At 39.2% G+C, this 13,690-nt stretch carries 13 protein-coding genes and 1 pseudogene; 8 read left to right on the top strand and 6 right to left on the bottom strand.

Annotated features, from left to right (window positions below):
* A pseudogene (locus tag K8S13_RS08395) lies at positions 1-351 on the top strand (hypothetical protein); the annotation flags it as partial.
* On the opposite strand, the gene K8S13_RS08390 reads toward K8S13_RS08395, so the two are convergent.
* From K8S13_RS08390 to K8S13_RS08370, 5 genes are all read right to left on the bottom strand, one after another.
* Positions 246-2,597 (bottom strand): cache domain-containing protein, encoded by a 2,352-nt coding sequence (locus tag K8S13_RS08390; protein WP_291461917.1) that lies wholly within the window; start codon positions 2,595-2,597, stop codon positions 246-248. The pseudogene K8S13_RS08395 and the gene K8S13_RS08390 sit on opposite strands and share 106 nt — an antisense overlap.
* A complete protein-coding gene (locus K8S13_RS08385) occupies positions 2,572-2,721 on the bottom strand; it encodes a hypothetical protein (protein ID WP_291461916.1) in 150 nt (49 codons plus the stop codon). The genes K8S13_RS08390 and K8S13_RS08385 overlap by 26 nt, the downstream gene beginning before the upstream one ends.
* A gap of 149 nt (positions 2,722-2,870) precedes the next feature.
* Positions 2,871-3,713: a metal ABC transporter permease gene (locus K8S13_RS08380; protein WP_291461914.1), complete on the bottom strand. Its 843-nt coding sequence runs from the start codon at positions 3,711-3,713 to the stop codon at positions 2,871-2,873.
* Positions 3,706-4,467, bottom strand: a complete 762-nt coding sequence (locus tag K8S13_RS08375; RefSeq protein WP_291461913.1) for an ABC transporter ATP-binding protein — start codon at positions 4,465-4,467, stop codon at positions 3,706-3,708. The genes K8S13_RS08380 and K8S13_RS08375 overlap by 8 nt, the downstream gene beginning before the upstream one ends.
* A 65-nt stretch (positions 4,468-4,532) precedes the next feature.
* Entirely contained in the window at positions 4,533-5,411 is an 879-nt protein-coding gene (locus K8S13_RS08370) for a zinc ABC transporter substrate-binding protein (protein WP_291461912.1), read from the bottom strand.
* A gap of 184 nt (positions 5,412-5,595) precedes the next feature.
* Here K8S13_RS08370 and K8S13_RS08365 point away from each other — a divergent pair, with 184 nt between their 5' ends.
* From K8S13_RS08365 to K8S13_RS08350, 4 genes are read left to right on the top strand one after another with little or no spacing between them, the layout of a single operon-like run.
* Positions 5,596-7,593: a response regulator gene (locus K8S13_RS08365; protein ID WP_291461911.1), complete on the top strand. Its 1,998-nt coding sequence runs from the start codon at positions 5,596-5,598 to the stop codon at positions 7,591-7,593.
* A 38-nt stretch (positions 7,594-7,631) separates the two neighbouring features.
* Entirely contained in the window at positions 7,632-8,018 is a 387-nt protein-coding gene (locus K8S13_RS08360) for a response regulator (RefSeq protein WP_291461910.1), read from the top strand.
* A 2-nt stretch (positions 8,019-8,020) separates the two neighbouring features.
* The gene (locus K8S13_RS08355) at positions 8,021-9,043 is read left to right on the top strand and encodes a HAMP domain-containing sensor histidine kinase (protein WP_291461909.1); all 1,023 of its coding nucleotides are present in this window, start codon (positions 8,021-8,023) and stop codon (positions 9,041-9,043) included.
* Positions 9,007-9,795 carry a response regulator transcription factor gene (locus K8S13_RS08350; RefSeq protein ID WP_291461908.1) on the top strand — a complete coding sequence of 263 codons (789 nt, stop codon included), beginning with the start codon at positions 9,007-9,009 and terminating at the stop codon, positions 9,793-9,795. Before K8S13_RS08355 ends, K8S13_RS08350 begins: the two co-directional genes overlap by 37 nt.
* A 20-nt stretch (positions 9,796-9,815) precedes the next feature.
* Here the strand turns inward: K8S13_RS08350 and K8S13_RS08345 are convergent, their stop codons facing one another.
* Entirely contained in the window at positions 9,816-10,559 is a 744-nt protein-coding gene (locus tag K8S13_RS08345) for a 4'-phosphopantetheinyl transferase superfamily protein (RefSeq protein WP_291461907.1), read from the bottom strand.
* A gap of 37 nt (positions 10,560-10,596) precedes the next feature.
* Here K8S13_RS08345 and K8S13_RS08340 point away from each other — a divergent pair, with 37 nt between their 5' ends.
* The 3 genes from K8S13_RS08340 to K8S13_RS08330 are packed head-to-tail and all read left to right on the top strand — an operon-like array spanning position 10,597 to position 13,604.
* On the top strand, positions 10,597-12,396 hold the full coding sequence (locus tag K8S13_RS08340) for a methyl-accepting chemotaxis protein (protein WP_291461906.1): 1,800 nt from the start codon (positions 10,597-10,599) through the stop codon (positions 12,394-12,396).
* Positions 12,397-12,399: 3 nt separating this feature from the next.
* Positions 12,400-12,870 carry a chemotaxis protein CheW gene (locus tag K8S13_RS08335; RefSeq protein ID WP_291461904.1) on the top strand — a complete coding sequence of 157 codons (471 nt, stop codon included), beginning with the start codon at positions 12,400-12,402 and terminating at the stop codon, positions 12,868-12,870.
* Positions 12,867-13,604: an Hpt domain-containing protein gene (locus tag K8S13_RS08330; protein ID WP_291461903.1), complete on the top strand. Its 738-nt coding sequence runs from the start codon at positions 12,867-12,869 to the stop codon at positions 13,602-13,604. Before K8S13_RS08335 ends, K8S13_RS08330 begins: the two co-directional genes overlap by 4 nt.
* The last annotated feature ends 86 nt before the right edge of the window (positions 13,605-13,690 follow it).

The following is a 13,690-nucleotide window of genomic DNA, read 5'->3' as shown; positions in this document are numbered from 1 at the left end:
TTGAACAACCAGCGGATAGAACAAGCCGGTATCCTTGAATTACCTGAACTGGATTTTCTTGAACTGACCGTGCTTGTGGAATGGCATGCAAAAGAGGGATTTATCGGGGATGCCGGTGTGTCTTATCTTTTTAAAACAAATCAAGGTTCAATACTGTTTGATGTCGGTTTTGGCCCATCACGCCCGGCATTTTCCCATAATGCCCTAAAACTTAAGTTTAACCTGGATCCATCAACCTGCCCCTCCTATGAAACTTGCTGTCCCAATGGAAGTTTTATAATGAAGCAAGTACCTTTACCCGGACTTGATTCAACACTCATTTCACCTTTATGGTCTTCCACAATAATATAATATGAGACTGAAAGCCCGAGACCTGTTCCCTTGTCAACCTCCTTGGTTGTAAAAAACGGCTCAAAGATCCGCTTGCAGGTTTCTTTATCCATTCCCGGACCATTGTCTTCAATTTCAATGCGGGCCATGTTTTCATCTTTTAACAGGCGCAGGATTAATATCGGTTTTTCATGGTGCAGGTTTCCTTCGTGCATCGCGTCTGCCGCGTTTTTGAAAATGTTAAAAAAGACCTGTTGAATTTTGCTTCCATTGCAAAAAACAAAAGGAAGATCCGGATCATAGTCCCTTGTAATTTTAATTTGTTTGAAATCGTATCTTTTTTTCAGGTCATAATCATTTTGTGCAAGCTTTAATGTTTTTTCAATTAAATGACTCAAATATTGTGTATTTTTATTTGAATCACTTTTTTTAGCAAAACTCAGTACGTTTTTAATGACCGTTGCCGCACGTATGCCTGCTTCATTGATATTTTCAAGGTGGTGAAGAATGTTCCGCTCTTCCATAAATTTTTTAATAATAGTCATTGAAGTGCCGATTTTTTTTGCAATTTTATCATTAGCAGGCATATTTTTTGTCAGCCGGTTATGAATAACCTGTGCATTTTGCATCATTCCGGCTAAGGGATTATTGATTTCATGGGCCATTCCAGCGGCAAGGCCGCCTAAAGAAAGCATTTTTTCAGTATGGACCATTATTTGCTGAGTCAAATGACGCTGGGTGATATCCATGAGCGAGCCCTCATTAATTCCTGGTTTGCCCTCTTTGCCGGTGACGGTCCTTATATTCAATGAGACCCATATGATACTTCGGTTCTTTTTATAGAGCTGAACTTCAAAGTCGCGTACTCTGTTCTGATGATTCAATTTTTTTAATAATTCCCTGTATTTTTTTGGATCCACATAAACATCATCGAGAACCGGGACCGCAGACAAAAGTTCTACAGGGCTTTCATACCCCATGATTGTTGCAAGGGAAGGGTTGGCGCTAATCAGTTTTCCCATTGAGTCTATCTGAAAAATTCCTTCAATGGAATTTTCAAAAATACTCCGGTATTTTTTTTCTGACTGCATTAATTTGCTATTGTATTCCTCAAAGTTTTGCATGAATTTGTTAAAATAACACCCAAGTTTGCCGATTTCATCTTTTGATGTAATGTCGGTTCTAACGGAAAAAGCCCCTTTGGCTCCGGCATTAAAATTTTTCATAAGCTTGTTTAAAGGCCGGGTTAGGTAAGAACTCAACCAGAAAGTGGTCAGGAACAATAAAAGGATGAAAGTCAATGTTAATCCTAAGAACATTCTTTGTAAGCCGTGCAACGGCTGAAGGTATTCCTCCATGTAGCAGGAAGATGCAATAATCCAGTCAAATTCCTGAATATAGTTGAAAACAATCAGTTTTTCCCTGGGCCGGTTTTCCCCGGGATTTGCCCAGGTATAAGTCATTTTACCGTTCTTCAGGGCGCAGATTTCCTGGATAAACATTCTTCCGTTTGCATCAGGGGCCTTATATACGTTGCTGCCCTGAAGCGTGGGATGGATGATTACATCGCCTTTGCTGTCAAGTATATAAGGGTAGCCGGTATCCCCGGTTTTTATCGACAATATGCTTTTCTGTAAATTTTCCATATTGATCAATTTATAAAATTCATCTCTGTAAGACGAGGCGGCAATAACCCATTCCCAGGGCTTGAAATAGAGAAGGTACATGGATTTTTTTCTTTTTATCTCTTCACCGGGATTCTTCCATTCATATTCGATGTAACCATTTTTTAGTTTTGCACCTTTTTGTACAAAATCAACGGCTGCCACATCCTCCCCCTGTATTTTGGGATGCACAGCCAGTATAACTGAACCGGGTGCCTTACTGATATCCCATGCAAAGAAATAACCTGTTTTTCCAATACGCTGGCTGAGCATGATTTCCCCGGCTTTTTTCTTTGCCCCAGCTTTTGTCATTTTACCCATTCTGTATTGATCATAATGGTATTGGATTATATCCAGATTTCCTTTGCTGATGCCGTAAAGGTAATTTTGTATGGACGCTCTTGTGGTGGTATCCACCATTTTGAAAATAGCATTATTCAAATTTTTCAGATCATGTTCAATGTCATGTTCAATTATTTTTTTTACAATGGAATATAAAGCAATACTTCCGGATACGCCGATTATTGTAAAAATAATTGAATAGCATAAAAGAAGTTTTATACGCAGAGAAAAGTTATTAAAATTTTGTGATAGCTTCGGCATAGTCTTTGTCCGGTTCTATATAATAATCGGCAAAATTTGAATCCATTAAATTTTCACAACTCACATCGGTCACTTTTATCGTGGCTGCATTCACACCCGTTACTATGGTCTGAATGTTTTTCATTGAACTTTAACGATACAGTATATTGTGGTGCACTACAAATGAATTTTTGGTTGATTACACAGATCCGGTTTTTTCAGACTCTGGAAAGACTGATTGCAACCTTGAGAATTTAAGTTCCCATTATGCGACTGTTTTGTGTTTTAAATTAATTATAATCTTAAAAATTTATGAGTAACCAGCAAAACAAGGTAAACCGCACCGCTTAATATGATGATGGTGGGTCCGGAAGAAAGACTCCATGAGTAGCTTAGGCAAAGACCTGCCCATGTGAATAAAGTACATAATATAATTGAATAAAGCATCATTTGCCACAGCCTTTTTGCATAAAATGAGGCAATGGCTGATGGAATCGTCAACAAAGCAATCACCAGCACAATCCCCACAATCCTGACCATAAGCACCACGGTCAGAGCTGTAAGAACGAGCAATAAGAGATAGAAAAAAGTCGTATTGATTCCTCTTAAGGAGGTGAACTCATTGTCAAAACAAACACCGAAAAATCGGTTGAAAAAAAGGATGGAAATACCAAGAACCAAGACATCCAGGCAGGCAACATACAAAAGATCTTTACCTGAAATCAGCAGGATATCGCCAAACAGGTAGGAGCTGAGATTGAAATAACCGGGCGTCATGTCAATGAGTAAAATACCCGATGCCATACCCACGGCCCAGAGCGTACCGATAATGGTGTCTTCCCTCTGTTTTGCATGAAGGCTGACAAGCCCAACGGTCACGGCGGCAATGATTGCAGCGAGAATGGCTCCCAACATCGGATCAAACCATGTGAGCCCTGCATTTATCTGAAGAAAAAGTGCCAGGCCGATGCCGCCGAATACGCAATGGGAAATGGCTCCGGCAAGGTAACCGATTTTTTTTATGGTGACAAATGTTCCAATGATGCCAAAGGAAATGGAGGCAAGGGAGCCCATGATAAATGCATATTTCAAAAACAGGTTGTCAGGATCAAAGATCGCATAAACCATATCAATCATGAGTGTGTCCTTTTTGGCTGCACCTGTGATCATGACGTACCATTTTCAGATCTCCATGATAAATATCTTTTATCATGGCTCCGTTTATCAGGGTTGTGGGGTGAATGACTACCTGGCGATTCACACATATAACGCTTTTTACATATTTTGAAACAAATCCGATATCATGGGATACCAGAAGAATGGTCATCTTTGTGTTCAGTTTTTGTAAAATGGAGAATAAATTTTTTTCTGTCTGCTGATCTACATTGGCAGTGGGTTCATCCAGCAAAAGGATATCCGGGCTGCTGCATAAGGCTCTGGCAATAAGAATGCGTTGCTTCTGACCGCCGGAAAGTTCATTAAAATCTGTATTGGCAAAGGCTGACATCCCTATCTCATCAATGGCAGTTAATACCTCAATTCTGTCTTTTTTTGAAAACCACAGAGTTGTTTTTCTAAGCCTTCCCATTAAAACCACATCCATGACGGTTGCTGGAAAGTCCATGTCCAGGTGAGCATACTGGGGCATATACCCGATCTGCTGCCTGGCTTTGTCCGGGGATTTTCCAAATATTCGGATGACGCCTCTATCCGGTTTGATCAAACCTAAGATCAGCTTGAGAAGAGTGGTTTTCCCACCGCCATTGGGGCCGACAATGCTTGCAAATTCCCCTTTTTTAATGACAAGGTCAACATTTTCCAGAATATTGCGTTGTTTATAGGCAAATGAGATATTATTTAATATGATGTCATTATCATTATTATTTTGCATAATTTAAGCCTTAATAAATACGGTTATCTTTTATTGCATTGTACCGGGAAAAGCACTATCATTTATTATTTTAATATCCCGGCAATGGATTGTGCAATATTTTCCATGTTGGTCATGTAATCATAGGCAAGTGGATCAATGGACACCACCACACCGTTTGTGGCAGATGCAATTTTTTGTGCTGTATTCCGGTCAAACTGGGGCTGTGCAAAAATTATCCGTGTTTTCTGTTTTTTTGCAAGCTTGATTATATTGGAAAGCGCTTTTCCTTTGGGCGATTTCCCCATGGTTTCAATTGCAACCTGTTTCAATCCGTAAGCATCTGTAAAATACCCGAAAGATGGATGGAACACAAACAGATTTTCTCCTTTTAAATCTTTGAGCAGTGTTTTCAGACGATGGTCAAGCCCGTCCAGATCTTTTATAAACAGCTCATAATTTTTTTTATACTCATCCCTGTTGGCAGGATCGATGTTGGAAAGTGTTTTGAAAATTGTATGGGCCTGTATTTTTACAATCAAAGGACTCATCCAGATATGGGGGTCTTTACCAATAGATTTACTTTGATCTTTGCCATCATGATGGTGTTCCTTCATGCTTCTCAACACAATGCCTTTACGGGTATCCACAACCATTGCCCCGGCAAGGGATTCAATTTTATGTAAAATACCGTTTTCAAAGGGCACTCCGATCCTGAAATAAATATCTGATGACATGAGTTTCTTTATCTGGTCCGGTGAAGGAGAATAGGTGGCAGGGTTTTTGCCCGGTTTTACCAGGACATCAACTTTTACCTTGCCCTTTCCGATTCTTTCAACAAAATATTTCTGGGGAAGAATACTGACATGGACGTTAAGCAGGGAGGGCTTTGCAAAGAGGTTTAAGGGCAACAGCCATATAAGGACAGCCATTCCGAGTATATAATGTTTTATAAAAATTTTCATTTTTCTCCTTTTAATCATTTTAATAGCAGATCAGATTATTATTTTCCACATATTTAGGTGATTAATGCTTGACATATAAACCGTTCCAAGAATAATGTTCAAGTAGTGCAGGATCAGGTTGAAAGCGGATATTGATAAAGAATGTTATAAAAGTTATGGTAATATGTAATACAGGCGGTTAATTGTGGAAGATAACAGCGGATTTAAAATTCTTACCATTGATGATGAATTCTATATCAGGCAGAGTATAAGAAGTTATCTTGAAGATTATGGATTTATTGTTTTTGAGGCAGAAAACGGTCAAAATGGACTTGAGGTGTTTGATCGGGAAAATCCGGATCTGGTCTTACTTGACTTGCGAATGCCTGAAATGGGTGGACTTGAAGTCCTTGAAATATTAAAGGCCAAAGCGCCTGATATCCCCTTGGTCGTTGCCTCGGGAACAGGGAATATTTCCGCTGTTGTTGAAGCGCTTCATTTGGGTGCCTGGGATTATATTCTTAAACCCATTGAAGATATGAGTGTGCTGTATCACTCAGTGCAAAAATGCCTGAAAGCCAGTCAACTCAAAAAAGAGAATAAACAATATCAGGAAAGGCTGGAAGAACTTGTAAAAGAGAGAACCCACGAACTTCAGCAAAGTGAAGAACGGTATAAGGCCATTTTTGAATATACGGGAACTGCCGCCATCATTATTGAACCGGATGATACCATATCAATGGTGAATTCAAAGTTTTGCGAGTTCGCCGGGATGGACAGTCCGGATATTGCAGGCCGGAAAAAATGGGTTGATTTTGTGGCAGCTGAAGATATCGAAGTCATACGAAATTATATTGATGCAAAGGTAAATCTCGAAATAGATGACTATGCTCCCATGCAGTATGAAATAAAATTTATCGGCAACAATGAAGAAAAAAAATATGTCTATGTCAGCTTAGGGGTTATTCCCGGAACTGACAGGGCGGTTGTCTCGTTGTTGGATGTGACTGAAAAGAAAAAGGCAGAGAAAAGATGGCACAGCCTTGAAAAACAGCTTAGAAAAGCTCAAAAAATGGAAGCAATCGGAACCCTGGCCGGTGGAATTGCACATGATTTGAACAATATTTTAAGCCCTGTTCTGGGATATGCAGATATGATCATGCAATCTTCTGATCCTGAGGCAAATGTTTATAAACGCAGCGAAAAAATACAGAAAGCCGCATTAAGGGCGGCCGATCTGGTCAGCCAGATATTATCTTTTAACCGTCGTGGTGAAGAAGAAAAACGCAGGATAAGGATCCATCCAGTCTCAAAAGAGGTCATAAAACTGCTTAAAGGATCAATTCCTTCAACCATAACCATTGTTGATAACATTGACAGAAATTGTGGATCGGTAGAAGCGGATCCCACTCAGATACATCAGGTGATTATGAACCTGTGTACCAATGCCTATCATGCCATGGAACAGACAGGCGGTACATTAACTGTGGGATTAAAAGAGATTACTTTAACAGGCACGGATATGCTGGAATATCCGAATCTGACTGGAGGCAAAGGTGTCTATCTTTCCATTGAGGTATCTGATACCGGCAGTGGTATGAGTGAGGATGTTGTGGATCGAATCTTTGATCCCTATTTTACTACTAAAGGAGAGGGCAAAGGCACAGGTCTCGGACTTGCAACAGCCTATAGTATTGTGAGATCATGTAAAGGAGATATCAGGGTAAAAACTAAACCTGATAAAGGAACCACCTTTACCATCCTGCTGCCTGTTGTGGATACTGAAAATAATATGGATAATCGGGAAAGCACGGCCAAAAGTTTTAAGGTTGGTTCCGGTGAAAGACTTTTGATGGTTGATGATGACAAAGATATCGCCCGGATGTGCAAAGAAGGCTTTGAGTTTCTTGGATATAATGTTGAATTGTTTTTTTCCAGTTTAGAAGCACTTGATTTTTTTAAAGAAAATTATCATACTATAGACCTTGTGGTAACGGATCAGACCATGCCGGGTAAAACCGGGCTTGACCTTGCAAAGGATATGCTGGCTATTAAGAAGGATATCCCCATTATTCTTTGCTCAGGATATACCGGAATGATCAATAAAATGAAAATAAAAGAAGCGGGTATAAAAAGTTTTATTATGAAACCTGTGACAGTGGGGGATCTTTCAAATGAGATCCAGAAGATTTTAAAACAATAGGCTAATAATCCTTGGCTTTTAGTAAGGAAGACAAAATAATGGTAAGACCCAAACATTTTTTAATCCTTGATGATGAAGAAAGCATTCGACAAAGTATTGCTGCGTATATGGAAGATGACGGGTATATTATTTTTCAGGCGAAAAGTGGAGAACAAGCTCTTGAAATAATAAAGAACAACCACATTGATGAAGCGGTCGTTGATATCCGTCTCCCGGGAATTGATGGAAATACATTTATGATTGAAGCCAGAAAAATTCTTCCTGATATAAAATTTGTCGTTCATACCGGATCAGCTGATTATATACCGCCTGATGCTGTCAAGGCATTGGGAGTTACATCTGACAAGGTCCTGATTAAGCCTGTAAGTGATCTAAAGGTGTTGTGCGAAGCGCTAAAGGAGCAATACTACCGGGAAAACAGCTGAACATGCAAATTTTAAATCCCTCACGGTGGTATCTTCACCCTGTTTTTATTTTTACCTGTTCCATTTTTGCCCTGGCCACATTCCTTGTGCTGACGGTGAGTTGGTACATGGAAATTACATCGGCCCTGGAAGTGATTGTTCTGAAATTTCATATCGATCCAAAATTGATTTTTCCTTCAAAAACCGGGATGACCATACTGATCTTAAGCGCTTTAATTGCAGTGGTATTGACAGGTATTCTCCTTGCATTTATTTATTACCAGAAAACCGTTAATCTTTTCAGGCTTCAGCATAATTTTATCTATAATTTCACCCATGAACTCAAGACCCCTGTAACCTCTTTACGGATTTACCTTGAGACCTTTATCCGGCATTCGTTAGAGCCGGATGAAATAAAAAAATACAGCCGGAATATGTTGGAAGATATTGACCGGCTTACGGAAAACATTAACAGTATTCTCAACCTTGCCAGGATTGAAAGTCAAAACTTTGATTCCGAAGTCACCCGGGATAATCTGATTAAGCTTGTAAAAAATTTTTGTAAAAAAAATGCATCTCTTTTTCGAAATCTGGATATTGAGATTGAAAATCAATCTGCCAACCGGATGGTCTATCCGGTGAATCTGTTTTTATTTGAGATGCTTTTAATGAACATCATTTCAAATTCCATTAAGTATAATGAATCCCAGACGCCGAAACTCACCATCCGGTTTAAAAGCTTTATACAAAAAGTGACCATTGAGTTTATAGACAATGGGATCGGCGTTGATAAAAAGGAGGCAAAAAAAATTTTCAGAAAGTTTTATCAATCCGGCCGGAATCATGAAAATGATGTCTCGGGATCGGGTCTTGGGTTGTACCTTGTTTCCAGCATTGCCGGTATCCATGGGTGGAGAGCATCGGCTACAAGTGAAGGGAAAGGAAAAGGCGCAACGGTTACGATTGCCATTCCAAGGGCAAGCATTGCCAATGTCAGGGAGAAGAATTTATGGAGGCGGTTGAAAAAAAGCGTATTCTGGTCATAGAAGATGAAAGGCATATAGCAGATGGAATCCGCTTGAATCTTTCCATCCAGGGATATCAGGTAAGAATTGCCGCAGATGGCCTTGAGGGTCTTGAACAATGGCGGGTCTGGAAACCGGATTTGATTATTCTTGATATTATGCTGCCCATGATCGACGGGTTTTCTATTTTAAAAACCATTCGGCGGTCAGATGAAAAAATACCGGTGCTCATCCTTTCTGCCAGGGGGGATACAAAGGATAAAGTCAAAGGGCTTCGATACGGTGTGGATGATTATCTGTCAAAGCCTTTTGACCTGGAGGAATTCCTTTTAAGAGTTGAGCGGTTAATCAAAAAAAAGACCTGGTATGAAGATGAGAAAAAGGATGGAAATCCGGAATATGACCTGAAGATCACACATAACCTAAAGGTCACACGTAACCTGAAGGCCACATGTAAAATGTTTGAGGGAGATCATTACGATTTTGGCGATAATCATATTGATTTTGTCACATTCAAAGCCCGGTGTGCTGTGGGTGAAATTATTTTAACAGACCAGGAAATTGTTTTGTTAAAACTTTTCATTGCAAATAAAGGAAAGCCTCTGTCAAGGGAAATGCTGCTGACCACGGGCTGGGGATATTCAAGGGATACTTCCACAAGGACAGTGGACAATTTTATTGTCAGATTTAGAAAATATTTTGAAAAAAATCCTAAAAAACCAATCTATTTCATTAGCAGGCGGTCTGTGGGATATGTGTTTGACCATGACTAAAGGCCATGTTGAGAAAAAAGTTAATCTGAAACAAGGGACAAAACATAATCATCATCAATGAATGTTGAATAAACATCCACATTGGTTTTTTTTTTGTTATGCCGGATCTCATTGTTGATGACTTCCACCCGGTGAAGGCTTTCATTAAAACCTTTTTTGATATATTTTAAATAGGCTTCTTTGATGGTCCAATTTTTGAAAATAGGAACAGGCCCGGCATCATTTTTCAAGTTTAAAATTTCATTTTGTGTAAATGCTATTTTCATGAAATTGTCATCCGGCTTTTTTGTGATTTTTTCGATATCAAGGCCAATGGTTTGATTTTTGTTTTTACAACATGCGGCTGCCGTATAATCGTTGCTGTGGGAGAGTGAAACAGGAATATCAGGGTGATTTGTCAGAAAAGGAGCCCCTTGTTCAAGATAGGAGAGTGTGATTTGATCAAGACAAGAGTTCTTAAAAAAAAAATATTGGGTCATTCGTTTAATCAAATATCTGCCACTTATCCATTCCATCTGTTTTTTCAGGGCTTTAAAGTTATTGATGGTGTTGATCTCTTCATCGCTTAAAAAGGGTTCGATAAAATCATCTTTTTGAAATATTTCATTTACCATTGACCTGAAATTATGGTACGTACCTTTACTAAAAATCGAGTGGATGATATTCGGTATTCTGGAATACCAGATGGTGATTCCTGGTTTTGGAGACAGGGTGTTGATGCGGATTTTGTTTTGGAAAGTACAAGTCATGTCAGGCTTATACATTAAGCGCCTTTGTTTTACAATCTTTTAAGGGGGATTTATGGACCCGGTCAGTTATTATAAAAGGCACGGCTGGATTAGATCGGCCATAACAATTTCAATGGTGGTTTTCTGTATCCTCGTGGCAGTGATCTGCATTGGATATTTTTTTCAGAAAGATATGCATGATAAAAATATGGAAAATCGCTGCAAGGAGATTTCAGCCTTCATCATCGGGGGAATGACAGATGCGCTCTCTATCGGTGATAATGATATTGTAAGGGATCAATTTAAAAGATTTCATGAAGTATTGCCTGAAATCAATGTATCTGTTTATGATTATCAATCAAAGATCAGTTTTTCAACAAACCCTGAAACCATTGGGAAATCAATTTATAATTTTCTGGATAATCCTGATATTGTGGCGCAAAATGAGAATATGTTAAAAACGGGTGAGACCGGTGGCCTGATTAGGAAAAAAATAGGGGATAGATTCTATTTTGGTTCACTCATGCCAAGCCTGAATGAAAAAGGGTGCCATCATTGCCATGGCAGTTCAAGACAAATCATCGGCGGTATCGCAGTCATGGTGGATAATTCAGATGCTGTGAAATCAATGGGAAGGGCACGCAATATCAGTGTCCTGGTTGGTGTTCTGGGCGTGGGTATTCTTATTTTTCTTATCTGGATTATTTTTTCTAAGATGGCATCAAAATTGAATGTCACCATGGATGAGATAAGGGATACCAGTGATTCAGTGGATAATTTTTCTCAACAGGTCAGACAAATTTCAGACCAAATTGATACAAGCGCCAACCAGGGAAATAAAATGGCTGTCCAGGTATCATCAGCAGCAATGGAAATTTTAGAACATATAACCAGTATTGCATCTACTGCCGAAGAGGTAAGTGTACAGCTCAATGATGTCAATAAGACTTCGGTAAGTGTGTCAATGGAAATTACAGCTTCAAATTTGAATATATCGGAAGCATCCGCTAATATCGGATCGGTTGCCGTAGCAGCTGAACAAATGTCGTTTTCCGTAAATACAGTTGCAACTGCCATGGAGCAGATGTATGCCAGTCAAAGTGAAATTACAAAAAGTTCTTCCAGATGTGCAGCCATTACCAGTGGTGCTTCCAAAAAGGCTTCCAGAACCTTTGAAGTGGTCAATAAGCTGGGAGAGGCAGCCTCCCAGATCGGTGATATCATTAATTTAATAAATGGAATAGCCGGTAAAACAAATCTTTTGGCACTTAATGCTGCCATTGAGGCTGCTGGTGCCGGTGAAGCCGGGAAAGGATTTGCAGTTGTTGCAAATGAAGTGAAAGAGCTTGCAAAGCAGACCTCTGGTGCAACCCGGGATATTCGGAGAAAAATAGAAGGCATACAGGAAAATACCGGAGAAGCTGTTAAAGCCATTAAAGATATTACAAAGGTGGTCACCGAGGTTGACACCATCATGGGAACCATTGCATCCTCGGTTGAAGAACAGACTGCCACAACCAATGAAGTCACAAGAAATATTGCCGAATCAGCCGAATCAGCTAATTCTGTTGCAAAAAATATTAATCTTGCAGCAGATAAAATTCAAGAAGCGGCCGAGAGCATGAAGCATGTGATGGATCTTGAAAGGGGTGTTTCCGATAACCTGGAACAGACAGCAATAGCAGGGAGTGGAATCGCCAAAGATGTCACACTATCATCCCAGAGAGTAAGAATAGTATCGGAAAATTCCGAGAGACTTTCTAAGATGGTGGATGATATTTTAAAAAATTCCATGTCACAAAAAGACAAGACAGATCAACTGGCACAGATTGCAGTGAAGCTCAAACAATTGACAAAAATATTTAGAATATAAGGTATGAATCTGACAAGGTTTAATCATAAATCCCAGTATATTACTTTCAGACTGGCAGATAATCTGATCGGGATAAATATTCTGGATATCAGGGAAATCGTTCCCTATATAAAGATTACAAAGGTCCAACAAGCCCCTGCGTTTGTTTTAGGGTTGATAAATTTGAGAGGTCAGATACTGATAGTTCTTGATATCGGTATTTTTCTGGGGCTTGAAAAGCGCGATATCCATCCTGATAGCCACATTATTATTTTTAAACATAAAGATGTTGGGTTTATTGTTGATCAAATCGGTGATGTAATAGGGGCTGATCAAAAATATATTGAATCCATCCCTGCCAATATTGAACCGGATATCCAAAAATATATGGAAAATATTATTAACCTGCCGCAAGAAATTTTAATGATCTTAAATGCTCAAAAAATATTGTCAACCACCCAAATAAAGGATGAAATAGCTAAGGACGAGCTATGAACAGTGAAGAACATGATTCTTTAGATGCAATGTCATCGGAATTTATTGCAGAGATAAAAGATGATCTTGCCAGCCTGGAACCGGATCTTCTGGCCATGGAAGAAAAGGGTGGCAACGTTGATGATGATCTGATCAATCACGCATTTCGATCCATTCACAGTATTAAAGGCGGTGCTGGATTTATTAATTTCAAAGCGCTTGCAAGTTTGGGCCATGCCATGGAAAACGTGTTGATGAGGGTCAGGGAAAAAAAACTTGTTATTACTTCTGAAATAGTAGATGCGCTCCTGTCAGGTTTTGATAAAATGAAGCTCATGGTGGATTTAATGGGCACAGATCAGGCCTGTGATTATGAAACCCAGAAAGCTGCGCTCCAAAAAATACTCAATCCTGAAACCCCCAGAATGGCAGAATCCAAATCTTCTGTAAAGGCCAGGCAACCAAAGCCCCGGCAAAAGGTAAAAAAATCAGAGGATACCCTTCAGATTATAAAACCCCTTGGTGACAGTTCATTGTTTCGCGATAAGGAGTTTTATGTTGATAAAAAACGACTTGAAAATGCTTTGAACAGCCAGAAATTTGTATATGCTGTCCATATAAGGTTTGAAAATGATATAGTGGCTAAGCACAAGGATGTGGATTCAATTATTGATGATATTAAGAGTAACGACGATATTTTATTTTCAGATTTTGAAAATAAAAAGTGCGAAAATGGTAAGGAAGGTTTTTTTTGAGTGATTACAAACTTACTTGCTTTGCGGTTGCTTTCCCAGGTACTTGAACTTAATAAGACACAAATGAATCTGGTTAATCGTCAGTT

The sequence above is a fragment of the Desulfobacula sp. genome, from assembly GCF_021107415.1.
The sequence above is the reverse complement of the archived record's forward strand: the minus strand, read 5'-3'. Positions and strand labels throughout refer to the sequence as shown.

Coding starts and splice junctions, on each gene's coding strand:
- K8S13_RS08360 (WP_291461910.1), top strand. CDS start 7,632: ATGGTAAGACCCAAACATTTTTTAATCCTTGATGATGAAGAAAGCATT.
- K8S13_RS08390 (WP_291461917.1), bottom strand. CDS start 2,597: ATGCCGAAGCTATCACAAAATTTTAATAACTTTTCTCTGCGTATAAAA.
- K8S13_RS08385 (WP_291461916.1), bottom strand. CDS start 2,721: ATGAAAAACATTCAGACCATAGTAACGGGTGTGAATGCAGCCACGATA.
- K8S13_RS08370 (WP_291461912.1), bottom strand. CDS start 5,411: ATGAAAATTTTTATAAAACATTATATACTCGGAATGGCTGTCCTTATA.
- K8S13_RS08330 (WP_291461903.1), top strand. CDS start 12,867: ATGAACAGTGAAGAACATGATTCTTTAGATGCAATGTCATCGGAATTT.
- K8S13_RS08380 (WP_291461914.1), bottom strand. CDS start 3,713: ATGATTGATATGGTTTATGCGATCTTTGATCCTGACAACCTGTTTTTG.
- K8S13_RS08345 (WP_291461907.1), bottom strand. CDS start 10,559: ATGTATAAGCCTGACATGACTTGTACTTTCCAAAACAAAATCCGCATC.
- K8S13_RS08375 (WP_291461913.1), bottom strand. CDS start 4,467: ATGCAAAATAATAATGATAATGACATCATATTAAATAATATCTCATTT.
- K8S13_RS08340 (WP_291461906.1), top strand. CDS start 10,597: ATGGACCCGGTCAGTTATTATAAAAGGCACGGCTGGATTAGATCGGCC.
- K8S13_RS08335 (WP_291461904.1), top strand. CDS start 12,400: ATGAATCTGACAAGGTTTAATCATAAATCCCAGTATATTACTTTCAGA.
- K8S13_RS08350 (WP_291461908.1), top strand. CDS start 9,007: ATGGAGGCGGTTGAAAAAAAGCGTATTCTGGTCATAGAAGATGAAAGG.
- K8S13_RS08355 (WP_291461909.1), top strand. CDS start 8,021: ATGCAAATTTTAAATCCCTCACGGTGGTATCTTCACCCTGTTTTTATT.